The organism is Pseudomonas sivasensis, from assembly GCF_013778505.1.
Taxonomy (GTDB): Bacteria; Pseudomonadota; Gammaproteobacteria; order Pseudomonadales; family Pseudomonadaceae; genus Aquipseudomonas; species Aquipseudomonas sivasensis.
Genome location: NZ_JAAOWU010000013.1, coordinates 103,158 through 125,550 on the forward strand (window position 1 = coordinate 103,158; position 22,393 = coordinate 125,550).

22 protein-coding genes are annotated in these 22,393 nt (G+C 60.8%); 11 read left to right on the forward strand and 11 right to left on the reverse strand.

What is annotated here, in order from left to right:
- Nucleotides 1-40 precede the first annotated feature (40 nt).
- Nucleotides 41-640 carry a class I SAM-dependent methyltransferase gene (locus tag G9Q84_RS20330; protein ID WP_032888714.1) on the reverse strand — a complete coding sequence of 200 codons (600 nt, stop codon included), beginning with the start codon at nt 638-640 and terminating at the stop codon, nt 41-43.
- A 101-nt stretch (nt 641-741) separates the two neighbouring features.
- Nucleotides 742-2,112 (reverse strand): glutamine synthetase family protein, encoded by a 1,371-nt coding sequence (locus tag G9Q84_RS20335; protein ID WP_095184092.1) that lies wholly within the window; start codon nt 2,110-2,112, stop codon nt 742-744.
- 367 nt (nt 2,113-2,479) lie between these two features.
- Between G9Q84_RS20335 and G9Q84_RS20340 the strand changes: the two genes are divergently transcribed.
- Nucleotides 2,480-3,253, forward strand: a complete 774-nt coding sequence (locus tag G9Q84_RS20340; protein ID WP_099601386.1) for a transporter substrate-binding domain-containing protein — start codon at nt 2,480-2,482, stop codon at nt 3,251-3,253.
- 49 nt (nt 3,254-3,302) lie between these two features.
- The gene (locus G9Q84_RS20345; protein ID WP_032888706.1) at nt 3,303-4,142 is read left to right on the forward strand and encodes a cache domain-containing protein; all 840 of its coding nucleotides are present in this window, start codon (nt 3,303-3,305) and stop codon (nt 4,140-4,142) included.
- Between the two features lie 78 nt (nt 4,143-4,220).
- Here the strand turns inward: G9Q84_RS20345 and G9Q84_RS20350 are convergent, their stop codons facing one another.
- Together G9Q84_RS20350 and pobA are read right to left on the reverse strand one after the other, a co-directional pair.
- On the reverse strand, nt 4,221-5,738 hold the full coding sequence (locus tag G9Q84_RS20350; protein ID WP_181643987.1) for an MDR family MFS transporter: 1,518 nt from the start codon (nt 5,736-5,738) through the stop codon (nt 4,221-4,223).
- Between the two features lie 66 nt (nt 5,739-5,804).
- Complete coding sequence (gene pobA, locus G9Q84_RS20355; protein ID WP_178075188.1) at nt 5,805-6,989, reverse strand: 4-hydroxybenzoate 3-monooxygenase; 1,185 nt, start codon at nt 6,987-6,989, stop codon at nt 5,805-5,807.
- A gap of 189 nt (nt 6,990-7,178) precedes the next feature.
- Between pobA and G9Q84_RS20360 the strand changes: the two genes are divergently transcribed.
- A complete protein-coding gene (locus G9Q84_RS20360; protein WP_032888697.1) occupies nt 7,179-8,057 on the forward strand; it encodes a helix-turn-helix domain-containing protein in 879 nt (292 codons plus the stop codon).
- Here G9Q84_RS20360 and G9Q84_RS20365 read toward each other — a convergent pair.
- The gene (locus G9Q84_RS20365; RefSeq protein WP_163033154.1) at nt 8,050-8,226 is read right to left on the reverse strand and encodes a hypothetical protein; all 177 of its coding nucleotides are present in this window, start codon (nt 8,224-8,226) and stop codon (nt 8,050-8,052) included. The genes G9Q84_RS20360 and G9Q84_RS20365 overlap by 8 nt on opposite strands.
- Nucleotides 8,227-8,326: 100 nt before the next feature.
- Nucleotides 8,327-9,232, reverse strand: a complete 906-nt coding sequence (locus tag G9Q84_RS20370) for a LysR family transcriptional regulator (RefSeq protein ID WP_099601383.1) — start codon at nt 9,230-9,232, stop codon at nt 8,327-8,329.
- A gap of 107 nt (nt 9,233-9,339) precedes the next feature.
- Here G9Q84_RS20370 and G9Q84_RS20375 point away from each other — a divergent pair, with 107 nt between their 5' ends.
- Nucleotides 9,340-10,206, forward strand: coding sequence for an MBL fold metallo-hydrolase (locus G9Q84_RS20375; RefSeq protein WP_099601382.1), 867 nt, complete (start codon nt 9,340-9,342; stop codon nt 10,204-10,206).
- Nucleotides 10,207-10,240: 34 nt separating this feature from the next.
- Nucleotides 10,241-10,855 (forward strand): NAD(P)-dependent oxidoreductase, encoded by a 615-nt coding sequence (locus G9Q84_RS20380; RefSeq protein WP_095184086.1) that lies wholly within the window; start codon nt 10,241-10,243, stop codon nt 10,853-10,855.
- 40 nt (nt 10,856-10,895) lie between these two features.
- Here G9Q84_RS20380 and G9Q84_RS20385 read toward each other — a convergent pair whose 3' ends face one another.
- A complete protein-coding gene (locus G9Q84_RS20385) occupies nt 10,896-11,774 on the reverse strand; it encodes a LysR substrate-binding domain-containing protein (RefSeq protein ID WP_122752635.1) in 879 nt (292 codons plus the stop codon).
- Between the two features lie 110 nt (nt 11,775-11,884).
- On the opposite strand from G9Q84_RS20385, the gene G9Q84_RS20390 reads away from it, so the two are divergent.
- The 4 genes from G9Q84_RS20390 (at nt 11,885) to G9Q84_RS20405 (ending at nt 17,447) form a co-directional block, all read left to right on the forward strand.
- A complete protein-coding gene (locus G9Q84_RS20390; protein WP_181643988.1) occupies nt 11,885-13,510 on the forward strand; it encodes a 5-guanidino-2-oxopentanoate decarboxylase in 1,626 nt (541 codons plus the stop codon).
- Nucleotides 13,507-14,949: an aldehyde dehydrogenase family protein gene (locus tag G9Q84_RS20395; RefSeq protein ID WP_181643989.1), complete on the forward strand. Its 1,443-nt coding sequence runs from the start codon at nt 13,507-13,509 to the stop codon at nt 14,947-14,949. Before G9Q84_RS20390 ends, G9Q84_RS20395 begins: the two co-directional genes overlap by 4 nt.
- Nucleotides 14,950-15,186: 237 nt before the next feature.
- Entirely contained in the window at nt 15,187-16,374 is a 1,188-nt protein-coding gene (locus G9Q84_RS20400; protein WP_181643990.1) for a CynX/NimT family MFS transporter, read from the forward strand.
- A gap of 137 nt (nt 16,375-16,511) precedes the next feature.
- Nucleotides 16,512-17,447, forward strand: a complete 936-nt coding sequence (locus G9Q84_RS20405; protein ID WP_032888678.1) for a LysR family transcriptional regulator — start codon at nt 16,512-16,514, stop codon at nt 17,445-17,447.
- A 3-nt stretch (nt 17,448-17,450) separates the two neighbouring features.
- Here the strand turns inward: G9Q84_RS20405 and G9Q84_RS20410 are convergent, their stop codons facing one another.
- The 3 genes from G9Q84_RS20410 to G9Q84_RS20420 form a co-directional block, all read right to left on the reverse strand.
- On the reverse strand, nt 17,451-17,813 hold the full coding sequence (locus G9Q84_RS20410) for a 5-carboxymethyl-2-hydroxymuconate Delta-isomerase (protein ID WP_032888675.1): 363 nt from the start codon (nt 17,811-17,813) through the stop codon (nt 17,451-17,453).
- Nucleotides 17,814-17,859: 46 nt separating this feature from the next.
- Nucleotides 17,860-18,783, reverse strand: coding sequence for a LysR substrate-binding domain-containing protein (locus tag G9Q84_RS20415; protein WP_017526706.1), 924 nt, complete (start codon nt 18,781-18,783; stop codon nt 17,860-17,862).
- Between the two features lie 106 nt (nt 18,784-18,889).
- A complete protein-coding gene (locus G9Q84_RS20420; protein WP_163034878.1) occupies nt 18,890-19,036 on the reverse strand; it encodes a hypothetical protein in 147 nt (48 codons plus the stop codon).
- A gap of 197 nt (nt 19,037-19,233) precedes the next feature.
- Here G9Q84_RS20420 and tcuC point away from each other — a divergent pair, with 197 nt between their 5' ends.
- Together tcuC and G9Q84_RS20430 are read left to right on the forward strand one after the other, a co-directional pair.
- Nucleotides 19,234-20,538 carry an MFS transporter gene (tcuC, locus tag G9Q84_RS20425; protein WP_032888673.1) on the forward strand — a complete coding sequence of 435 codons (1,305 nt, stop codon included), beginning with the start codon at nt 19,234-19,236 and terminating at the stop codon, nt 20,536-20,538.
- Nucleotides 20,538-21,296 carry a substrate-binding domain-containing protein gene (locus tag G9Q84_RS20430; RefSeq protein ID WP_122680432.1) on the forward strand — a complete coding sequence of 253 codons (759 nt, stop codon included), beginning with the start codon at nt 20,538-20,540 and terminating at the stop codon, nt 21,294-21,296. The genes tcuC and G9Q84_RS20430 overlap by 1 nt, the downstream gene beginning before the upstream one ends.
- Here G9Q84_RS20430 and G9Q84_RS20435 read toward each other — a convergent pair.
- Nucleotides 21,288-22,190, reverse strand: coding sequence for a LysR family transcriptional regulator (locus G9Q84_RS20435; RefSeq protein ID WP_099601501.1), 903 nt, complete (start codon nt 22,188-22,190; stop codon nt 21,288-21,290). The genes G9Q84_RS20430 and G9Q84_RS20435 overlap by 9 nt on opposite strands.
- Nucleotides 22,191-22,393: the final 203 nt, after the last annotated feature.

Below are 22,393 nucleotides of genomic sequence, written 5' to 3' on the forward strand. Positions count from 1 at the left end.
AACTCAGACAGGGGATGAAGAATAGCCCTACAGGCCAGAGTTATCCTTTCTTACGAAGCACATAGACGCGCCACAGGCTGGAGCCTGGCATGAATTCCTGCTGGTTAAGGACCTTGAAACCAGCCTGACGAAACTCGTCGTCTACCGCCGTTCGCGAATTGACCGAGACAATCACCGTATCGCGGCTGACGCGGTGAAACTCCCGCAGCAACGCCAGACGTCCTTCGCTGCTGGGCACATGGCGAAATAACTCCAGGCAAAAGATGCAGTCCACCGCATTCGCCGACAAACCGATGGAAAACGCCGAACCCTGAAAGGTTTTGATCCGCTTTAGCAGCGTCGCCGGATGGTGGGTGCGCGCATGGTCGAGCATGTCCTGGGAGTTGTCCGAGGCAAGGATCACCCGGTTGATATGCTCGGCCAATACCGGCCAGAACCGTCCCGAGCCGCAGGCCAGGTCGAGGATCAGCCCCGGTTCGCCGGCAACCTTGAGTGCGTGGCGAACCAACCACTCGTCGCGCCATGACGCAAGGCGCCGCAGCATTCCGGGTGGGCGCGTGTCCGCACAGACCTTGGCATGCTCAAGGCCACAGCGCTCTGCGTATTCGATCTCGATGGAGGATGGTGGTTGTGGCGACATCACGGGCTCATTGGATTTAAACAGTGGTGAACGACCTTGATTCGCAGCTTAACCACCGCAACGTGAAAAAAAGGTCGAAGCCTCCACGCCCTTCAATCCATTCAGGCTTGATGCAGATACCAACGCCAATCCTGTTCGCCCACCTCGCCCATGAACTGCCGATACTCAGCGCGCTTCACCGCCAGGTACACCCCCAGGAACTCACTGCCAAACGTCTCGCGCGCCCAGCTTGAAGCTTCCAGCGCGCGCAGGGTGGTGAGCCAGTCGGTGGGCAGAAATTCCGTGGCCTGGGCGTAGCCGTTGCCTTCCACTGGTGCGCCCGGGTCGCGCTGTTCGCGGATCCCGCGATGAATACCCGCCAAGATCGCAGCAGCGGCAAGGTATGGGTTGGCGTCAGCGCCGCAGATGCGGTGTTCGATATGCCGGGAATTTGCCGGGCCACCGGGCACGCGCAGGCTGACGGTGCGGTTGTCCACGCCCCACGTGGCGGCCAGGGGCGCATAGCTGTTGGTTTGGAAGCGGCGATAGGAGTTGGCGTTGGGGCAAAACATCAGCAGCGAATCAAGCAAGGTGCTGAGCATGCCACCCACGGCCTGGCGCAACAGCGGCGTGCCGTCGGCAGCCTCGCTGGCGAACAGGTTATTGCCTTGGGCATCCGCCAGGCTGACGTGCATGTGCATGCCGGTGCCCGCCAGGTCGTCGAAGGGCTTGGCCATGAAGCAGGCAGCCATCCCGTGTTTGTGTGCCACGCCCTTGACCAGACGCTTGTAGCGCACCGCTTCATCCATGGCTTGCAGGGCGTCGGCGCGGTGTTCCAGAGTGATTTCCACTTGGCCGGGAGCGTATTCGGAGATCGCCGTGCGCGCCGGTATGCCTTGGAGCTTGCAGGCGCTATACAGGTCGGCGAGGAAGGGTTCGATCTGCTCCAGTTCGCGCAGGCCGTAGACCTGGGTCGAGCGTGGGCGACCACCGTCCACATCCCGCGCCGGTTGCGGGCGGCCGTGGCTGTCGGGTTTCTGGTCCAGCAAGTAGAACTCCAGTTCGGCGGCCATCACCGGGTAATAGCCATCGGCTTTAAGCCCGTCGATGACCTTCGCCAGCACATGCCGAGGGTCGGCCACGGTGGCGGGCAAACCTTCGGTGGGGTGCATGCTGACTTGCACCGCTGCGGTCGGGATCAACCGCCACGGCATAGGTTGCAGGCTGCCACTGACCGGATAGGCGCGGCAGTCGATGTCTCCCACCTCCCAGACCAGACCGGAGTTCTCCACGTCGTCGCCATTGATGGTCAGGCCGAGGATGGTACTGGGCAGGGGCCGGCCGCTTTCATACACCGCCAGCAGTTCATCGCGGTGCAGCAACTTGCCGCGGGGTACACCATTGTTGTCGAGGATAAACAGCTCGAACATCTCTATGTCCGGGTGTTGCTCAAGGAAGGACTGGGCTTCTTGCAGGCGCGCGAAATCGCTCATTGGGTTTCTCATACGTGTTCGTCAGGCAGGCGCACAGGCGCTGCCGGGCAGATGCGCAGGGGGCCGCGTCATCCATGGGGTAGATCAACGTAGGAGAAAGGCATCCGGCGGGCGCGCATGCCGACAGTGGAACAGCGCCCAGAACGCCAGTATGGACGGCAGTGTCGCGAGGTGGGTGGCGGCGGAACCGTCCATGGGAGAATCACGGTGATGAAGATGCCCGCAGCCTCACACGCCTGGATACGCTATTAAATTCAGGGATGACGGAGTTTGGTTACACCAACGCTAAACATTCGCCACGCCTTGCCACCCTGCCCCGGGCTGGAAATAATGACCGCCCCCGACCATGCCCCAAGGACTCGACCGCATGAAAGCTCCCTTCGCCCTGTGTGTACTTGCGAGCCTGGCCACCAGCGCCCTGGCCGACACTGCCCCGTCACGCCTCGACGACGTGCTCCAGCGCGGCACCCTCAGCGTGTGCACGACCGGCGACTACACGCCCTACACCAAGCTGCGCGCAGATGGCACCTATGAAGGCATCGACATTGCCATGGCCGAGTCCCTGGCCAAGAGCCTCAATGCGACAATCACCTGGGTGCCCACTACCTGGAAAACCCTGATGCCGGACTTCCTCGCCCAACGCTGCGATATCGCCGTGGGCGGTATTTCGGTGTCGCTGGAGCGTCAGAAAAAAGCCTTTTTCAGCCAGTCCCTCGGCGTTGACGGCAAGATCCCGCTGGTGCGCTGCGCCGATGTACAGCGCTACCAGACCGTCGAGCAGATCAACCAGCCCCAGGTGCGCGTGATCGAACCGGCGGGCGGTACCAATGAAGTGTTTGCCCGCGCCCATCTGGGCCAGGCGCAGATCCGCCTGCACGACAACGTGACCATCTTCGACGAACTGCTCGCCGGCAAGGCGGACGTAATGATCACCGACGCCAGCGAAGCCCGTTACCAGCAGAAGCAGAAGCCCGGGCTGTGCGCAGTCAACCCTGAGCGGCAAATGCAGTACAGCGAAAAGGCCTTTTTGCTGCCCCGCGATGATGTGGCCTGGAAAAGCTATGTCGACCAGTGGTTGCACCTGAGTGTCGCGACCGGTGTGTACCAGGGCATTGTCGACCAATGGTTGGCAGCGCCGTGAGCTAAGGCCGACTACGCTCTTGTCACATCAATAAGAACGAGGACGGAACATGAAGGGATTGCTCCGCATCACCTGGCTGCTGCTGTTGTGTTTCAGCCAGGTGCACGCCGAAACGACTCAGGATGAGGACGCCCAGGCGGCCAAGGCCCTGCTGGAAAAAGCCCTGGCTTACTACAAGACCAATGGCGATAAAGCCCTCGCCGTGTTCAGCCGCCAGGGGGAATTTATCGACCAGGACCGTTATGTGTTCGTGATCGATACCAAGGGCGTGCTACTGGCCAGTGGCGGCCCCTCCTCCGCGTTGATCGGCCGGGACGTTAACGAGGTATTGGGGCCGGACCTGAGCCAGTCATTCAAGGATGCCCTCAAGGTGCCTGAAGACCAGGGTATCCAGCAGGCCGATTACCGTTGGCAGAACTGGAACGACGGCAAGGTAGAGCGCAAACATGTGTTTTATCAGCGGGTGGGTGATCGCATCCTGGCCGTGGGCTACTACCTTCCACGGGCCACGCCGGAACAGGCGCGAGCCTTGCGCAACAAAGCGGTCAACGCGCTGCTCAAGGATGAACCCGGTACGCTCAAGGCCATCAACTCATTGCAGGGCGGCTTCCTACAGGATGACCTCTACGTGTTTGTGGTGGACCTGAACACCCAACGTTACGTGGCGCACGGCACCAACCTGCGGCTGGTCAACACTGACTTCAGCAAGATCAAGGACCCGGACGGCAAGCCGGTGGGCGAGCCGATCCTCAAGTTGATGGCGGAGCAGGACCAGGGGGAATACAAGTACCGCTGGAAAAACCCGGTGACCGACAAGATTGAGAACAAGCATGCCTATGTGCGCAAGGCCGGGCATTTCATGGTTGCGGTGGGTTACTACAGCCCGTGATCTGGACTGGAATGCAGTCAAATGTGGGAGGGGCGGTTCGACTTGCCCCCTTCCACACTTTGATCGCTATCGTGTCAGTTACTTAACTTTATCTTCCCGACCGCGCAGCACCCGGTTAGGCATCGCAATCGCCGCCGCCAACCCCAGCAACGAGACCGCCGCACTCACCATCAACAAATGTCGGAACGTCACCGCCAGCTCCCCGCGCAGTGCATCTTGCGCCGGGCCGGGAGCGGCGTTCAGGCCATCCAACAGCACATTGCCGGAGCTGCCCTCGGCCACCAGCGAACCGCTGGCCAAGTGAGCGAAGCTCGAATCCTGCAACAACGCCAGCAGCAGCGCCGACATGCACGCCACGCCCACCGCACCACCAAGGGAACGGAACAGGTTGGTGGTGCTGGTGGCGACGCCGATGTCGCGCTGTTCCACCGAGTTTTGCGAGCCCACCAGGGAGGTGGGGAATTGCATCCCGCCGGCGATCCCGCACAACAACATGAACACGCCGGTAAGCACTACGTCCTGGGGCGCGCTGAAGGCCATGCCCAGGATCGCCAGCGGGCTTAACAGTGCGCCGCCAAGGATCATCGGTTTATAACGTCCGGTCACCGAGGTCATGCGCCCTGCGGAATACGCGCCGATGGGCAAGCCGATGGCCAGTGGCAACAAGTGCAAGGCGGCACTGTCGGCCCCGCCTCCGGTCACGGTCTGAAAGCGCAGGGGCATCAGCACCGTCAGGGAAATCGCCTGGAAGCTGGTGAAGAACACCGTGCACCAACACAGCACCGCGCTGCGGTTGGCGAACAAGTGCATCGGCAGCAACGGCTCCCGCGCACGGCGCTCGTGCCACACGAACAACGCCAATGCCACCAGCGCGCAGGCCAGCAGCCCCAGCACCCCACTGTCAAGCCAATGATGACCCTGACCAATTTCGGTGATACCCAGCAACAGGGCGGTCAGGCCAACGATCATCAACACGGTGCCGAGGTAATCGATGATCGGCTTGCGCTGCGGCACAGGCAGCCCCACCAGGGTGCGATGGGCCAAGTACCAGGCACCGGCGCCCAGCGGCAGGTTGATCAGGAATACCCAACGCCACGACAGGTACTCGGTCATGTAGCCGCCCAACACCGGACCGGCCACGCTGGCCACTGCGTACATGCTGCTGAAATAGCCTTGATAACGCCCACGTTCACGGGGCGGAATAATGTCGCCGATGATCGCTTGGCTCACCGAGATCATGCCGCCAGCGCCAATCCCCTGGAGCACCCGTGCCAGCACCAACTGCTCCATGCTTTGCGCCATGCCGCAAAACAGCGACGCCACGGTGAACAAGCCCATGCCGATCAGCATCATCGGCCGGCGCCCATACAGGTCGCCGAGCTTGCCGTAGATCGGCACCGCCACTGTCATTGCCACCATGTAGCCGGAGATCACCCAGGCCAGCAGGTTGACGTCGTGGAACCGCGCGGAGATAGCGGGCATGGACACGGCGACAATGGTCTGGTCCAGTGCGCCGAGGAAGATCGCCATCATCAACGAGGCGAGAATACTGCGCACCGCGGGAAGCGGTGGCGCGGGCTGATTGAGCTGAGTCACGACAGAACCTTCAAGCAAGGCCCGTGGGAAAAGTCGGCCCACGGCAATGCTCAATACGATAGCAGGCTATTCGATAGCCTCGTAAGGAAGCCCGACGTAATTTTCCGCGATGGTTTTGCGCCCGGCTTCGGAGTGGATGAAGTACTCCAGTTCGCTCTGGGCAATGCGCTGGCTGAAGCCGTCCGCCTCCGGGAATTGATGCAGCATCGAGGTCATCCACCAGGAAAACCGTTCGGCCTTCCACACCCGGCGCAGGCAGATGGCGGAATAGCGCTCCAACAAATCCACGCGCCCCTCGCGATACACCTTGAGCATGATCCTAAATAGCGTACTCACATCACTGGCCGCCAGGTTCAGGCCCTTGGCGCCGGTGGGCGGCACGATATGCGCAGCGTCACCCAGCAGGAACAGACGCCCGTACTGCATCGGTTCAGCCACAAAACTGCGCAACGGCGCGATGCTCTTTTCAATCGACGGCCCGGTGACCAACTGCTCGGCCAGGCTGCTGGGCAGGCGGGTTTTCAGCTCAGCCCAAAAGCGTGCGTCCGACCATTCATCCAACGGTTCTTCAGCCGGCACTTGCAGGTAATAGCGGCTGCGGGTCGGCGATCGCATGCTGCACAGCGCAAAGCCGCGGGGGTGTTTGGCGTACACCAGTTCGTCGTGCACCGGCGGGGTGTCGGCGAGAATGCCCAGCCAACCAAAGGGGTACACGCGCTCGAAGATTTTCAGTGATTCAGCGGGGATCGACTGACGCGCCACGCCGTGGAAGCCATCACAGCCGGCGATGTAGTCGCATTCCAGACGGAACGCCTCGCCCTGGTGTTCGAAGGTCAGCCAGGGTCGATCACTTTTGAGATCATGGGGCTGCACGTCACGCGCGTCGTAGAGCGTAACCGCGCCGGCAGCCGCGCGGGCGGCCATCAGGTCGCGGGTGACTTCGGTCTGGCCGTAGATCATCACCGATTGGCCGCCGGTCAGCGCCTTCAGGTCGATATGGGTGAGATGTCCGTCGAGCGCGAGCTCGAAGCCATCATGTACCAGGCCTTCGGCATCCATGCGTTGGCTAACGCCGGCTTGGCGCAGCAGGTCGACCATGCCTTGCTCCAGCACCCCGGCGCGGATGCGTCCTTGCACGTAGTCAGCGCTCTGGCGCTCTAGAATAAAGGTCTCGATGCCGGCGTTATGCAGCAGTTGGCCGAGCAACAGTCCGGAAGGACCGGCGCCGATAATGGCGACTTGGGTTTTCAGCGTTTTCATTATTTTTATGGCCCGCAAGTTCCACTCGAACGGATTGAGTGAAAGAGTTGTCATTGGTCTTGTGGCTGACATTTTTCACTTGAGTGCTTGGCATAAGAAGGTGAAAACTGCGACAAACCCTGCGCTTTTTGCCAATTTGGGCGATTACCGCACAACCGTCCTGAGTATCGGATTGAAACCATGACCAACACCGCGATTCCGGTCTTCAAGCTTTACGGGGAAAACCAGCAATGGCCGACCCCCGATTTGTTGCACTGCGAAACCATTTCCCGCCGCAGCCGGGAATACCAGTGGGAAATCCAGCCCCACCGGCACGCGGATCTGTGCCAGTTGTTGTACGTGCACAAAGGCCAGGCTCAACTGGAAATAGAAGGTCAGCGCACCACGCTCAACGAAGCCACGCTGCAGATATTGCCGCCGTTGTGCGTGCATGGGTTTCGCTTTGCCGAAGATGTCGAAGGTTATGTAGTGACACTCTCGGCGCCACTCGTGAGCCACTTGCAGGCCCAACTGGGCGCAACGGCCGGCGGTTTGCAGACCCTGGGCAGTTACCCGGCGGGCAAGGACAGTGACTACCTCAATAGCCAATTCGCCCGCCTGCAGGACGAATATGCAGAAGAGCAACCGGCCCGGGACATGATGATGCACGCCCTGGTCAGCGTGCTGCTGGTGTGGATCAGCCGTCAGGCCATCCAGCGTTGCCATCCGCGCGCGCCAAGAGGCCGCGAGTATTTCCGGCGGTTTACCCAATTGGTCGAACAGCACTACCGTGAGCACCCAAAGATTGAGGATCTGGCCCACAAGCTGGGTATCTCGGTCTCACATCTGAATGGGACATGTCGGGAACTCGGTGGCCAGCCCGCCCTGCAGATCATGCATGACCGCCAGTTGCTGGAAGCCAAGCGCCTGCTGACTTACACCAGCATGACCATCAATGAAATGTCGGAAGTGTTGGGGTTTTCCGACCCGACTAACTTTTCCCGGCTGTTTCGCCGCCGGGTCGGATTCTCACCCAAGGCGTTTCGCGAGCAACTCAAGGCCGAATCGACCACTACCTGAGCGCACTGAAACTGCCGGTGTGGGGGACACATTGGTCCTGGTTGCAGCTGATCGCAAAGGTCGGCTGCATACGGGTCTGCTCCACACGGTAGGCGGCAGTCCCGTACAGTGCGCTGGCCAAGGCGCAGAGAGTGAAAATCATCAGGTACTTTCTGGTTTTTATGCTCATGACAGAGACCTCTGGACGGATCTACATGACGCTGTTTAAAGCATAGGCCAGTCAGGGCGAGTTGCCATTATTGGACGACATTCAACAGGGTTATGTCGCCTCAGAGACCGATGTCCCACGCCGGCTCTTCAGGGAACCTCACCACCAGAAAATCCAGCAGGCTGCGCAACGCCGACGGCATGTGTTTGCGTGAGGCGTAGACCGCGTAGATGTTCATCTGCCGGGGTTCGGCGCGGGGCAGTAGGCGCACCAGTTCACCACGTCGGATGTGATCGCCGGCCTGGTAGCTGGGCAACATCGCCACCCCAGCGCCGGCCAGCGTCAGGCGTAGCAGCGTGCTCGCCTCGTTGGCGGTGATATTGCCGTGCACCGGCACCGACACGTGCTCGCCACTTTCTTCGAAATGCCACAGGCTTTTGCCGAAGTACGAGTGGGTCAGGCAGTTGTGCCGGGCCAGGTCTTCGACTTTTTGTGGGGCCGGATGCTCGCGTAGATACGCGGGGGTGGCGCAGACCACCGAGCGACAGACGGTCAGGCGCCGTGCGATCAGGTTCGGGTCCAGGTCATTGCTGGTGCGGATGGCCAGGTCGATGCGCTCGTCCACCAGATTCACCGTGCGATCGAGCATTTGCAGGTCGACCGTGACCAAAGGGTAGCGTTTGACGTACTCGGCAATCGCCTCGGCCAATTGCGCCTGGCCGAACGAGGTGCTGACACTCAGGCGCAGCAGGCCACGGGGCGCGTCATCGGGCTCACTGACGGCGGCCTGCATGTCGCCGCACAACTCCAGCAATTGGCGGCAGCGCGGCAACGTCTCACCGCCCGCCGCCGTAAGACTAAGTTTGCGCGTGGTGCGGTGCAGCAGGCGCGCGCCGACCCAGTCTTCCAACTCGGCGAGGTAACGCGATACGACCGGCCGCGACAGGTCCAGATGGTCCGCGGCGGCGGACTGGCTGCCCAGGTCCACCACGGTGACAAACACGCGCATTGCTTGAAGACGATCCATGATTTGCCCGATTTCAGAAACAAACTATGTTCCAGCATCGCATTTTTAGTCTCGTTTAGTGCAACTAAGCTCTGTGCATCCTTTGAACCGATTGCTGGAGCTGCCCAATGCTTTCAACCCTCAAGCGCATGACCCTAGCCACCGCCGCCCTGGCCTTTGCCGCCCATGCCTCGGCGGCCGACTTGACCCTCGACGTGTACAACCCTGGCGAAGCGGCGATCTTCCCGGTGACCTCGGTGCTGGTCAGCGGCGCCAAAGACGCGATCCTGGTGGACGCGCAATTCGGCAAGGGCCAGGCCGAGCAACTGGTGCAAAAGATCCGCGCCAGCGGCAAACACCTGACCACCATTTACATCAGCCATGGCGATCCGGATTACTACTTTGGCCTCGACACCCTGACGGCCGCGTTCCCGGACGCCAAGGTGCTGGCTCCGCAACCGGTGGTCGACCACATCAACGCCACCGTGGCCGGCAAACTTGAGTTCTGGGGCCCGAAAATGGGCGCCGACAAACCGGCTAAAACCATCGTGCCCCAGGTGCTGCAAGGCCATAGCCTGACCCTTGAAGGGAAACAGTTGGACGTTATCGGCCTGGACGGCCCGCAGCCGGATCGCAGCTTTGTGTGGATCCCGTCGATCAAGGCGGTGGTCGGTGGCGTCGTGGTTGCCCAAAACATCCATGTGTGGATGGCAGATACCCAGGGCGCGCAATCCCACAAAGACTGGCTGGCCACCCTGCAACGCATCGAAAACCTGAAACCGCGTACCGTGATTCCGGGTCACTACCTGGGTACGCCGTCCGTGGCGTCGGTCACCTTTACCGCCGACTACATCAAGGCCTTCGACGTAGAAACCGCCAAGGCCAAAGACTCCGCCGCCCTCATCGCGGCCATGAAAAAGCGTTACCCCACCCTGGCGGACGAAAGCTCCCTGGAACTGAGCGCAAAAGTCGCCAAGGGCGAAATGAAGTGGTGAAAACTCTCAAACCTTAACCGCACTGGAGAACGTCATGAGCAAGATCGCAATCATTGGGGCTACGGGCCGTGCCGGCAGCCAATTGCTGGAAGAAGCGTTGCGTCGTGGGCACAGCGTGACCGCCATTGCGCGTAACACCGACAAACTGGCAGCGCGCCCGAACGTCACTGTCAAACAAGTGGACGCGTTGGACGCCGATGCCCTGCAACAGGCCATCAGCGGCAACGACGTGGTGATCAGTGCCGCGCACTTCGCCACCCTGCCCGCCAGCGCCGTGATCGGGCCGGTGAAAAAGGCCGGTGTCAAACGCTTGCTGGTGGTGGGCGGTGCGGGTTCGCTGTTGCTGCCGGGTGGCGGTCGCGTGATCGACAGCGAAGGTTTCCCTGCTGAGTACAAGGCAGAGGCCAGCGCAGGAGCTGAATTCCTTGAAACCCTGCGTCAGGAACAAGAACTGGATTGGACTTTCCTGTCGCCATCGGCTCTGTTCGATGGCACCGAGCGCACCGGTAAATTCCGCCTGGGCCAGGATGATTTGCTGGTAAGCAGCGAAGGTACAAGCTCGATCAGCTTTGCCGACTATGCCATCGCGATGATTGACGAAGTGGAAACACCGAAGCACTCGCGCCAGCGTTTCACCGTCGGTTACTGACATTTGTGGGAGGGGGCTTGCTCCCTCCCACATTTGCCCTTCAGTGTTCTGGAGATTGTGCCTGGCTGACTAACCAATCCATTAGAGCTTCGAGCCCGGTCGACGGCGTCGTCCCCGGTGGATACACCAGGTAATACCCCATCCCCGTCTGTACCCGAAGTTCATACGGCATCACCAACCGCCCCGCCTTCACATCCTCGCCAATCAACGCACTGTCGCCTATCGCCACCCCGGAACCCTGGGAGGCCACCGTCATCGCCAAGTCCAGCGTTTCGAAATGATGGCCCTGGCTCAAATTGCTCAAGCGCGTGTTAGCAGCCTTCAACCATAACGCCCAGTCCCGTTCATCCCGCGTGGGATGCAGCAGCACCTGGTGCTGCAAGTCTTGCGGCGTGTGCAAGGCATCCGATAACCCCGGCGCGCAAACGGGCGTAAGTTGCTCATCGAACAAATGCCGCGCCTCGGCTGATTGTTCGGCAATGGGTGCGTAGATCACCGCTGCGTCAAACTGCTCGCGGCGAAAGTCCACGGTGTAAGCCACAGTGGTGGTGAGCTCCACCGGCACGTCCGGGCGCTCCTTTTGCCACTGCATCAAGCGCGGCAGCAACCAGCGCATCACACAGGTGGAGGCCTTGAGTTGCAGGGTCTGGCGGCGACTGCCGATCTGCTCCACCGCATCACCGAGCAAACCAAATACCTGCTGCGCACGCACTGACCACTCGCGCCCCTCTTCGGTCAGGCTCAAGCCCCGTGCCTGGCGTTGGAACAGCGCGTAACCCAAGTGACTTTCCAACCCGGCAATCTGCCGGCTCACCGCACCCTGAGTGATGTGCAGTTGCTCGGCGGCGCGGGTAAAGTTGCAGCACTGGGCCGTGACCCAGAAAGTGTGCAGCGCGGGCAGTGGTGGAAGACGTTTCATCGGGCTCAGCCATGACGTGAGGACATGGCTAGTATGACTTTTTATCGATTGTTGCCGCTACGGGCCAGCCGTTCCAATACCGCCTCGAATCAATAACAAGAGCGACTTGTATGGCGACCTGCGGCGAAGTGTTGGTGAAGCTCCTGGAAGACTATGGCGTTGAACAGGTGTTTGGCATCCCCGGCGTGCACACCGTGGAGTTGTACCGCGGCCTGGCCCGTTCCAGCATCCGTCACGTCACCCCACGCCACGAGCAAGGGGCCGGGTTTATGGCGGACGGTTACGCACGCACCAGCGGCAAGCCCGGCGTGTGTTTCATCATCACCGGCCCAGGCATGACCAACATCACCACGGCCATGGGCCAGGCCTATGCCGACTCGATCCCGATGTTGGTGATTTCCAGCGTGCAATCACGCAGCCAGTTGGGCGGCGGGCGCGGCAAGTTGCATGAACTGCCGAACCAGAGCGCGATGATCGCGGGCGTGGCGGCGTTCTCCCATACCTTGATGTCGGCGGCGCAGTTGCCCGGGGTGCTGGCACGGGCATTTGCACTGTTCCAGGCCGGCCGTCCGCGGCCGGTGCATATCGAGATCCCGCTGGATGTGCTGGTGGAAAACGCCGACGCACTGCTGGGCAGCAAGCCGATCAGCGTCGCGCGCGCCGGTGCCGCACCCTCGGCGATCAAGCAGATGACTCAGTTGCTGGCGTGCGCCAAGCGCCCGTTGATTCTCGCCGGCGGCGGCGCCATCGATGCCGCGCCCGCGCTGACCCGCCTCGCCGAAACCCTCGGTGCGCCAGTGGCGCTGACCATCAACGCCAAAGGCATGCTGCCCGCCGCGCACCCGTTGCTGATCGGCTCCACCCAGACCTTGGTCGCCACCCGCGCATTAGTCGCCGAAGCCGATGTGGTGCTGGCCATCGGCACAGAACTTGCGGAAACCGATTACGACGTGACCTTCGCGGGCGGGTTTGAAATTCCCGGCGCACTGCTGCGCATCGACATCGACCCGGACCAGACCGTGCGCAACTACACACCTCACGTCGCCTTAGTAGCCGATGCGCAGATCGCCACCGAAGCCGTGCTGGCCGAGTTGGACAGCAAGGAGTTACCCCTGCGCAACACCGACTGGGGCAGCCAACGCGTCGCGCGTTTGTGGGCAGAATTGGCCCTATCCTGGGACGCCGCCACCCGTGCGCAAACCCTGTTCCTCAGTACGATCCTGGAGACATTGCCCGGCGCCGTCATGGTGGGCGACTCCACACAACCGGTGTACAGCGGCAACCTCACCCTCAACCTCGACCACCCACGCCGCTGGTTCAACTCCTCTACCGGCTACGGCACCTTGGGCTACGCCTTGCCCGCCGCGATCGGCGCCTGGCTGGGGCGCGGCGATGGGCAACCGGTGGTGTGCCTGATCGGTGACGGCGGACTGCAATTCAGCCTGCCGGAACTGGCCAGCGCGGTGGAGGCACGCACGCCGATCGTCGTGTTGCTGTGGAATAACCAGGGCTACGAGGAGATCAAGAAATACATGGTCAACCGCGCCATCGAACCGGTCGGCGTGGACATCTACACACCGGATTTTGTCGGCGTGGCCAAGGCGCTGGGCTGCGCGGCTGAACGCATCGAGGGCATCGAGCCGTTACGCAACGCATTGCTGGCCGCCTCTGATCGACAGGGGCCGACGCTGATTGAAATTGACCAAGAGCTTTGGATGAAGGAGGTCGCGGTATGAACGCAGTATTGAACGGTGTGTATATCGACGGCGAATGGCGTGCTGGCCACGACGTGCTGGAGGTGATCAACCCGGCGACCGAATCCCGCTTGGCCCAGGTCAGCGTAGGGGACATGGCTGCCGTGACCCAGGCAGTGGATGCCGCCAGCCGGGCGTTTGCCGGCTGGTCAAAAAGCACCGGCCGTGAGCGCGGCGCCCTATTACGCAAAATCGCCCAAGGCGTACGCGAACAGCGCGAAGCCTTAATGCACCTGCAGTCGAGCAACAACGGCAAACCGCTGTTTGAGGCGGGCATCGATGTGGACGACGTGATCGCCACCTTCGAGTACTACGCAGGTGTTGCCGAGGACCTGGACGCCGGGCAAGACCGGCCGGTGGCACTGCCCAGCGATGAGTTCAGCGCTCGCCTGCGCCGCGAGCCGTGTGGCGTAGTGGGGCTGATCGTGCCGTGGAATTTCCCCATGGTGACCACCGCCTGGAAACTCGCCCCCGCCCTCGCCGCCGGTTGCTGCGTGGTGCTCAAGCCGTCGGAAGTCACGCCCCTGGCAGAGCTGCAATTGGCGCGAATCATCGCCGAATCCGGGCTGCCCGCAGGCGTGTTCAACCTGGTCTGCGGCACGGGCCTGGCGGTCGGTGCACCGCTGGCAGCGGACCGTCGTGTGGCGAAAATCTCCTTTACTGGCAGTAATGCGGTGGGCGTGCAGGTGATGCAACGCGCCGCCGAAACCATCAAGGGCGTCAGTCTGGAACTGGGCGGCAAATCTTCGTTGCTGGTGCTGGCAGATGCTGACCTCGACTTGGCCGTGGAACTGGCCTGCGGCGGTGGATTTTTCAACGCCGGGCAGATGTGTTCTGCCACCAGCCGCGTCCTGGTGGCCGACACCTTGGCGGACGAATTCCTGCAACGCTTGCGGGCGCGGGCTGAAGGGATTCGCGTGGCTGACCCGTTTGCCGAGGACGTGGAAATGGGCGCGCTGATCAACCGTGCGCAGTATCAGCGGGTAGTGGGGCATATCCAGCGAGGCATCGAGGACGGCGCGCGGTTGCTGTGTGGCGGTGAACGTCCGGCGGATCTGGCCAGGGGTTATTTCATCCGCCCGACCGTGTTTACCGCTGTGCCGTTGGACAGTGCGTTATGGAACGAGGAAATCTTCGGCCCGGTGCTGTGTGTACGAAGTTTCGCAACTGAAGATGAGGCGATTGCCCTGGCCAACGACAGCGATTTCGGCCTGGTGGCCAGTGTGGTGGGCACCGATGTTGAGAGCGCCGAGCGGGTTGCGAATGCCCTGCAGGCCGGACTGGTATGGATCAACGCGCCGCAGGTGATCTTCCCGCAGACGGCGTGGGGGGGTTACAAGCAGAGCAGCATCGGACGCGAGCTGGGGCCTTGGGGGTTAGCGGCGTTTCAGGAGATAAAGCACGTCATTCGGTCTAACTGACACTGCAGCCCCTGCTGTAGAAGGTGAACCCATGTGGGAGGGAGCTTGCCCCCGATAGCGGTGGATCAGTTACAGATGCTTAGACTGAAACACGGCTATCGGGGGCAAGCCCCCTCCCACATCTTGATTTGCGGTGTTTGTGGGAACTGCAATTTTTAGATAGTGCCTGCGACTTTCTCATTTGCCCACCTGCCCCATGCGTGGCCTGATTCACCCTTGTTCACTCAAGGCAGGCCCATGGAAAACGTTCACGCAAAACCCACCACTGCCGTTTGGCTGATGATCAGCGTGGTGCTGGTCGCCCTTAACCTGCGCCCGTCGATGGCTGCAGTGGGGCCGTTGTTGTCTTCGATTCGTGGCGATGTGCCGTTGAGTTTCAGCAGCGCGGCGTTGCTGACCATGTTGCCGGTCATGACCATGGGCCTGGCGATGTTCTTTGGCATGGGCTTGGCCAAGCGTTTTGGTGAACACCGCAGCATTCTGCTGTCGCTGCTGGTGATCGGCGTGGCAACGCTGTCGCGGTTGTTCCTGGATTCGGCGCTGGAGCTGATCGTCAGCGCGATTGCGGCGGGGATCGGTATTGCGATGATCCAGGCGTTGATGCCGGCGCTGATCAAGTCGCGCTTCAGCGATAACGTTTCACTGTTCATGGGCCTGTACGTCACCGCCATCATGGGTGGCGCGGCGCTGGCGGCTTCGTTCTCGCCCTTCGTGCAAACGCACACCGGCAGTTGGCGTATCGCCCTGGCGATCTGGGCCGTGCTGGCGTTGCTCGCCTTGGTGTTCTGGTACGCCCAGCGTTCGGTAATGCCGCCATTACCCGAGGCCGGTTCCGGCCCGCAGGAATCATTTTTCGGCAATCGCCGCGCCTGGTTGCTGGCGATCTTTTTTGGCTTGGGCACCGCGTCCTACACGTGTGTACTCGCGTGGCTGGCGCCGTACTACGTGGAGCAAGGCTGGAGCGAGCAGGACGCCGGCCTGCTGCTGGGCTTTCTGACCGCCATGGAAGTGGTGTCTGGCCTGATCACACCCGCCATCGCCAACCGCCGCCAGGACAAACGCGGCGTGGTAGCCGTGCTGCTGGTGCTGATCATCATCGGTTTCTGCGGCCTGATTCTCAGCCCGCAATCCCTCAGTTTGCTGTGGCCGTGCCTGCTCGGCCTGGGCATCGGCGGCCTATTCCCCATGAGCCTGATCCTGTCCCTCGATCACTTGGACAACCCGCGCCGTGCCGGTGGCCTCACTGCCTTTGTGCAAGGCATCGGCTACCTGATTGCCGGTCTGTCGCCGCTGATCGCCGGGATGATCCGTGACCAACTGGGCAGTTTCGAATGGGCCTGGTGGTCGCTGACGGCGGTGATCGTATTGATGTTGCTGATCGTCACGCGCTTCAACCCGAGGCATTACGCGCAACATATCCGCTGAGGTCGTGTTGCAAACAGTATTTGTCCCACTGCAAACATAGAAACGCCCTACAGAGCTTTCTATTGGTACGCACGTTCCGTTAAGCTTTTGGGCTGTCTTGTACTGAGTTCGGTACAAAGGGTTTACGGACGAAACCGATGTTAAACAGTAACTTGCTCAGAAAACTCGATATGCAGGACTTGATGGTGTTTATCGCCGTCTACGACCAGAGCAGCGTTACCGAGGTGTCCGAAACGCTGTTCGTCAGCCAGTCCACCGTGAGCTACAGCCTGAAGAAGCTGCGCACCAGCTTTGAAGACGAGCTGTTTATCAACACCCGAGCGGGCATGCGTCCTACGTACAAGGCCACCACCATGTACGGCCATGTGCAGAAGATCCTCGAAAGCATCAACCTGTGCCACGCCGGTGGCCAGGCCTTCGACCCCACGCAAAAAGCCGTGACCTTCAACGTATGTGCACCGGAATACTTCGAACAGTTGATCCTGCCGCGCCTGCTGAAAACCTTCGACCAGGCCGACTTGCCGGTGATCGTCAATGTGCAGAAGCTGGAAACCGACATCCCCGCCGATGACCTGCGCGAAGGCCGTCTGGACTTGGTGATCTGCTTCGGCCCGCATTTTCATCGCGCCCACAAAGACTTCAAGACCCAGATGCTGCTGGAGGACGATTTGGTGTGTGTCTTCGATAAACGCTCAGCGCCCAGGGAGCCAGCATTCAGCCTGCAATCCTTCGTCGAACGGCGACATGTATTCCCCACGCCGTGGACCTCCGACACCAACATGATCGACGGCTGGCTGGCGCGCCAGGCCCACAAGCGCCAGGTGGTCGCCCGTGCCAACAGCTACAGCGCGGCATTGAAGATGATCACCGGCACCGACTTTATCCTCACCCTGCCCCGCCGCGTGCAAAAGCTACTGGCGCCAGAGCCGGTGTTCGGCCATTGCGAGGCGCCCAACGGATTGCCGGGGTTCACCCTTGATATGCAGTGGAACGAAACCAGTGAACAGGACAGTGCCAATACCTGGTTTCGCGAGCAGGTGGTGAAGGTATGTGCCGATCAGGGCTTGTTGTAAGCCTTAGCCGATAGCGACTTTGCTATAGGCATCGCGGTCCATGTCGCGCAGTTCAACGCTCAGTTGTACCTGCACGCCTTCGGGCCACGGGCTAAGGTCCTGCAACACCGCCAGCAGGCTTTCCGACAGCTGCTGCTTGACCTGCGGCGAACGCCCGCTGAGCAATGACAGCTTCACCGCAATAAAGCCGCGCGGATTGAGGGAGGTACCTACCTGAAAATGCTCAAGCTTCACCGCACGGCTTTTGATATCGAACTCGGAGCCGAATTGCCCGGACGCCATTAGCACATTGTTGAGCCGCAACAGGGTTTTATCGACGGTCAGGTCTGTCAGGTTGGCGGTGTATTCCAGGTGCAGATGCGGCATGGGTTGCTCCGAGGCTTGTTGTAGGAAGATTCTTGAATATATAGCGTCACGCCTTGGCGCCCAACCCTCTATCGCTCATGAACGCCTCCAGTCTCGACCGCACCCAACGCTCGGCGGGGTCGGTGTCCACATGGCTGAGCCAAACCATGGACAAGTCCAACGTTGGTGTCTCGAACGGAAACGGCTCACAAAACAGATTGCCCGACACCGCCATGGCTTCGGCGGTGTAGTCCGGCAGGCTGGCGATGAGGTCGGTGCCGGCCAGCAACGCCGGCAACGCGCTGTATTGCGGTACCGATAAAACCACGTGGCGCTTACGGCCAATCTCGGCCAGCCACTCATCGGCAAAACCCGACACGTTGGCGGTGTGAGACACCAGCACATGGGGCCGCGAGCAATATTCATCCAGAGTCAGCGGTGTGTCCGAGGCATCCGCGCGCAGGAGTCGCGGACGGATATGGCGCAGCAACTTGCGCTTGGCATTCGCCGGCAGGCCACGGGTCTGGGTGATGCCAACGGTGATATCGCCGGACGCCAGCAGGTCAGGGATGCGCCAATAATCGACATGCTGCACCACGAACACCACTTGCGGCGCTTCCTGGCGCAGCGCGCGCAGCAACGGCGGCAACAGGCCGAACTCGACATCGTCGGACAGACCGATGCGAAACGTCATGGTGCTGATGGAAGGGTCAAAATCGTGGGTCAGGCTCAAGGCCGACGACAAGGAATCGAGGGCCGGGGACAGATGCTGAATGATTTCCTCGGCGCGCGCGGTGGGCTCCATGCGATGGCCAACACGAATAAACAATGGGTCGTTGAACAAGGTACGCAAACGGTTCAGGGCCGAACTGATGGTCGGCTGGCCGAGGAAAAGTTTTTCGGCCACCCGCGTCACATTGCGCTCAAGCATCAGTGCTTCGAAGACCACCATCAGATTGATGTCGGCCTTGCGTAATTCATTGCGATTCATCGGCGCCTGCCCGTTTCACCAAGACAGGTCGCAGTGTAGAAAGCGCGGCGCACGCCGTCTATGCGCTTAATTTCCGATAAGCCAGCATCACAGGCGGATAGGTTGCTCAGGGCTTGAGCGGAAACTCCTGATCGCGCTCGGAAAGCTCCGTACCGTCGTCCGGATGCTTCCAGGTCTGCGGCTTTTCCTCTTCGCGCTGCCGCTGGGGTTGCTCACGCTCTGGTTCATCGCGCCGCTTTTGTTCGTTACCCATAGCCACCTCTTTCCTTAAGCATCGGTCACCTGTTCAAGCATAGGACAGGGAAAGAGATTTTGACGGCCACAGGGATTGATAATCCCTGAACATCAATAAAGCCAAAATTTTCACTTATCATTTCTAAATGTGTCAGCCACTATCCATAGTCTTAAGCGAAATAAGCACTTTGAAAAGAACGCTGGAGACACAAAACCATGACTAGCCCTTCCCGCCCCGACTCTGCCCGCTCGAAAGTTGGCGCGGTATTCCGCGTTACTTCGGGCAATTTCCTCGAACAGTTCGACTTCTTTCTGTTTGGTTTCTACGCCACCTACATCGCGGCTGCGTTCTTCCCGGCCGCTAATGAGTTTGCGTCATTAATGATGACCTTCGCCGTGTTTGGCGCAGGCTTCCTGATGCGCCCACTTGGCGCAATCATTCTCGGTGCCTACATCGACGACGTCGGTCGCCGCAAAGGGCTGATCGTGACCCTCTCGATCATGGCCAGCGGTACGTTGCTGATCGTGCTGGTGCCGGGTTATCAGACCATTGGCCTGTGGGCACCGCTGCTGGTGTTGCTTGGTCGCTTGCTGCAAGGCTTCTCGGCCGGTGCGGAACTGGGCGGGGTGTCGGTGTACTTGTCTGAGATGGCCACCCCAGGCCGTAAAGGCTTCTACACCAGCTGGCAGTCGGGCAGCCAACAGATCTCCATCGTGGTCGCCGCTGCGCTGGGTTATGGCCTGAACGTGTGGATGGAACCGTCGGTGGTTGCCGACTGGGGCTGGCGCATTCCGTTCGCTGTCGGTTGCGTGATCATTCCGTTTATCTTTGTGCTGCGTCGCAACCTGGAGGAAACCGAAGAGTTCGCCAACCGCAAGCATCGCCCGACCATGCGCGAAGTGCTGGCAACCCTGGTGAAAAACTGGACCGTTGTGATCGGCGGCATGCTGATGGTGGCCATGACCACTACCGCGTTCTACCTGATCACGGTGTACGCGCCGACCTTCGGCAAGACCGTGCTGCAACTGAGCACCTCGGACGCCCTGCTGGTGACGTTGCTGGTGGCCGTGTCGAACTTTGTATGGCTCCCCATCGGCGGCACCCTCAGCGATCGCTTCGGCCGCAAGCCGGTACTGATCGCCATGACAGCGCTGGCGGTTCTTACAGCGTATCCAGCACTGTCTTACGTGGTGAATGCACCGAGCTTCGGCCATATGCTGGAAACCCTGCTGTGGTTCTCCTTCCTCTATGGCATGTACAACGGCGCGATGATCCCGGCACTGACCGAAATCATGCCGGTGGAAGTGCGCGTGGCGGGCTTTTCCCTGGCCTATAGCCTGGCAACTGCGATCTTCGGTGGCTTCACCCCGGCGATCTCCACCTGGTTCATCCACATCACCGGGGACAAGGCCTCACCGGCCTACTGGATGATGTTCGCCGCACTGTGCGCACTGTGTTCGACCCTGGCGTTGTACCGCCGCGCCAACACTCGCGGGCAGATGCTGCAGGGGGCGGTATGATGCGACCTCTGCTCAACACACTGGCGGCCTTGGCCCTCGGCGCGCTGGCGCTGTCGGCCCAGGCCGAGGAGCTCAAGGTAATGACCTCCGGTGGCTTCACCGCCGCTTATAAGTTGCTTGGCCCGCAGTATGCCCAGCAAAGCGGTGACACCCTCGATACCATTCTCGGCCCGTCCATGGGCAAGGCGCCGGAAGCGATTCCCAACCGCCTGGCCAGGGGCGAACACGCCGATGTGGTGATCATGGTCGGCTACGCCCTGGATGACTTGATCAAACAAGGCAAGGTCGACCCAGCGTCTCGCGTGGAACTGGCGGACTCGCGGATTGGTTTGGTGGTGAAGGAAGGCGCGGCGAAACCCGCCATCGGCACCGATGCAGAGCTGAAGGCAGTGCTGAGCAAGGCCAAGTCAGTGGCGTACTCGGACAGTGCCAGCGGTGTGTATGTCGAGAAAGAGCTGTTCAAGAAGCTCGGCATGCCGGCCAAGGGCACGATGATCGAACGTATTCCGGTGGCTGAACAGGTTGCCAAAGGTGACTACGAAGTGGGTCTGCAGCAGGTCGCCGAATTGTTGCCCGTACCGGGCGTGACCTATGTGGGCAAAATCCCCGAAGACGTGCAGTCCGTTACGCGTTTTGCAGCAGGTATTCCGGTGAACGCCGAACACCCGACCCAAGCCAAGGCGTTGCTGAAGTACCTGGCCTCGCCCGAGGCGCAACCGCTGGTGCAATCCACCGGCCTGGATTCGGTGTCACGCTGACCGAAACGGCATCTCCCGCACCAACCGTTCCAACTCCAGCGCCGCGGGCGGCAATGTCCGCCCGCGGCGCTTGATCAAGCCCACATTGCGCATCACCTGCGGCTCCACCAACGGCACGCTTACCAGAACCGGGTGCGCGCACGCCGGCATTGCAATCGAAGGCACCATCGCTACCCCCAACCCCGCCTCCACCAACGCGATCATGGTGGTCACGTGGTGCGTCTCGCAGACACTCGGTTTTTTCACACGTACGCCGCGCAAGGCCTGGTCAAGCAGGAAGCGGTTGCCCGAAGTTTTGTCCACCGTGATGTAGTCATGCTCAAAGGCTTCGGCCCAGGTCACGCTGTCACGTTCGGCCAACGGGTGATCACGGCGACAGGCGAGTACGTATCGCTCCTGCAGCAGCAATTCGAACTCCACTTCATCGGGCAGGCTGCCGCTGAAACTCACGCCAAAATCCGCCTCGCCATTTTCCACCGCATTGCACACCTCACCGGCACTGGCATCCAGCACCCGCAGGCGAATCTTTGGATACAGCTTGTGGAATTCGGAGATCACGTGAGGCATGAAGTAGTACGCAGTCGAAGGCACGCAGGCGATGATGACATCGCCCATGCGCGTGGACGCGACGTTACTGATGCCCATCAGCGCGATGTCGAGGTCGTCGAGCATGCGCTCGACTTGCGGCAGGAATGCACGGCCCACCATGGTCAGGCTGACCCGTCGGGTGGTGCGCTCGAACAGCTTTACATCAAGCGCGGATTCAAGTTTTTCGATGCGCCGACTGAGCGCCGGTTGCGAGATACGGATGGCCTCCGCGGCGCCGCGAAAACTGCCCTTGTCTACCACAGCGCGGAAGGCTTGGAGGTCGTTGAGGTCGAAGTTGATGATCACGGAGAACGGCCAGTCAATAGCGGGATGGACGGCATTATCGTACGACTGTCGGTGGGAAGCCATGCATGAGGACCGCCAGAAAAACTGCAGTTGTGGCTTAGCCGGATTCTGAGACCCCCGTCAGTTGCTTCCTGTTTTTTCTGACGTAAAGACACGCTCGCTCTGGTTCCCTAGAATCCCGCGTTCGACTTTATGACTAATGG

Bases quoted from the DNA above. Each gene is read 5' to 3' on its own strand.
- G9Q84_RS20330 (WP_032888714.1), bottom strand. From the start codon at position 640: ATGTCGCCACAACCACCATCCTCCATCGAGATCGAATACGCAGAGCGC.
- G9Q84_RS20335 (WP_095184092.1), bottom strand. From the start codon at position 2,112: ATGAGCGATTTCGCGCGCCTGCAAGAAGCCCAGTCCTTCCTTGAGCAA.
- G9Q84_RS20340 (WP_099601386.1), top strand. From the start codon at position 2,480: ATGAAAGCTCCCTTCGCCCTGTGTGTACTTGCGAGCCTGGCCACCAGC.
- G9Q84_RS20345 (WP_032888706.1), top strand. From the start codon at position 3,303: ATGAAGGGATTGCTCCGCATCACCTGGCTGCTGCTGTTGTGTTTCAGC.
- G9Q84_RS20360 (WP_032888697.1), top strand. From the start codon at position 7,179: ATGACCAACACCGCGATTCCGGTCTTCAAGCTTTACGGGGAAAACCAG.
- G9Q84_RS20365 (WP_163033154.1), bottom strand. From the start codon at position 8,226: ATGAGCATAAAAACCAGAAAGTACCTGATGATTTTCACTCTCTGCGCC.
- G9Q84_RS20370 (WP_099601383.1), bottom strand. From the start codon at position 9,232: ATGGATCGTCTTCAAGCAATGCGCGTGTTTGTCACCGTGGTGGACCTG.
- G9Q84_RS20375 (WP_099601382.1), top strand. From the start codon at position 9,340: ATGCTTTCAACCCTCAAGCGCATGACCCTAGCCACCGCCGCCCTGGCC.
- G9Q84_RS20380 (WP_095184086.1), top strand. From the start codon at position 10,241: ATGAGCAAGATCGCAATCATTGGGGCTACGGGCCGTGCCGGCAGCCAA.
- G9Q84_RS20385 (WP_122752635.1), bottom strand. From the start codon at position 11,774: ATGAAACGTCTTCCACCACTGCCCGCGCTGCACACTTTCTGGGTCACG.
- G9Q84_RS20390 (WP_181643988.1), top strand. From the start codon at position 11,885: ATGGCGACCTGCGGCGAAGTGTTGGTGAAGCTCCTGGAAGACTATGGC.
- G9Q84_RS20395 (WP_181643989.1), top strand. From the start codon at position 13,507: ATGAACGCAGTATTGAACGGTGTGTATATCGACGGCGAATGGCGTGCT.
- G9Q84_RS20400 (WP_181643990.1), top strand. From the start codon at position 15,187: ATGGAAAACGTTCACGCAAAACCCACCACTGCCGTTTGGCTGATGATC.
- G9Q84_RS20405 (WP_032888678.1), top strand. From the start codon at position 16,512: ATGTTAAACAGTAACTTGCTCAGAAAACTCGATATGCAGGACTTGATG.
- G9Q84_RS20410 (WP_032888675.1), bottom strand. From the start codon at position 17,813: ATGCCGCATCTGCACCTGGAATACACCGCCAACCTGACAGACCTGACC.
- G9Q84_RS20415 (WP_017526706.1), bottom strand. From the start codon at position 18,783: ATGAATCGCAATGAATTACGCAAGGCCGACATCAATCTGATGGTGGTC.
- G9Q84_RS20420 (WP_163034878.1), bottom strand. From the start codon at position 19,036: ATGGGTAACGAACAAAAGCGGCGCGATGAACCAGAGCGTGAGCAACCC.
- tcuC (WP_032888673.1), top strand. From the start codon at position 19,234: ATGACTAGCCCTTCCCGCCCCGACTCTGCCCGCTCGAAAGTTGGCGCG.
- G9Q84_RS20430 (WP_122680432.1), top strand. From the start codon at position 20,538: ATGCGACCTCTGCTCAACACACTGGCGGCCTTGGCCCTCGGCGCGCTG.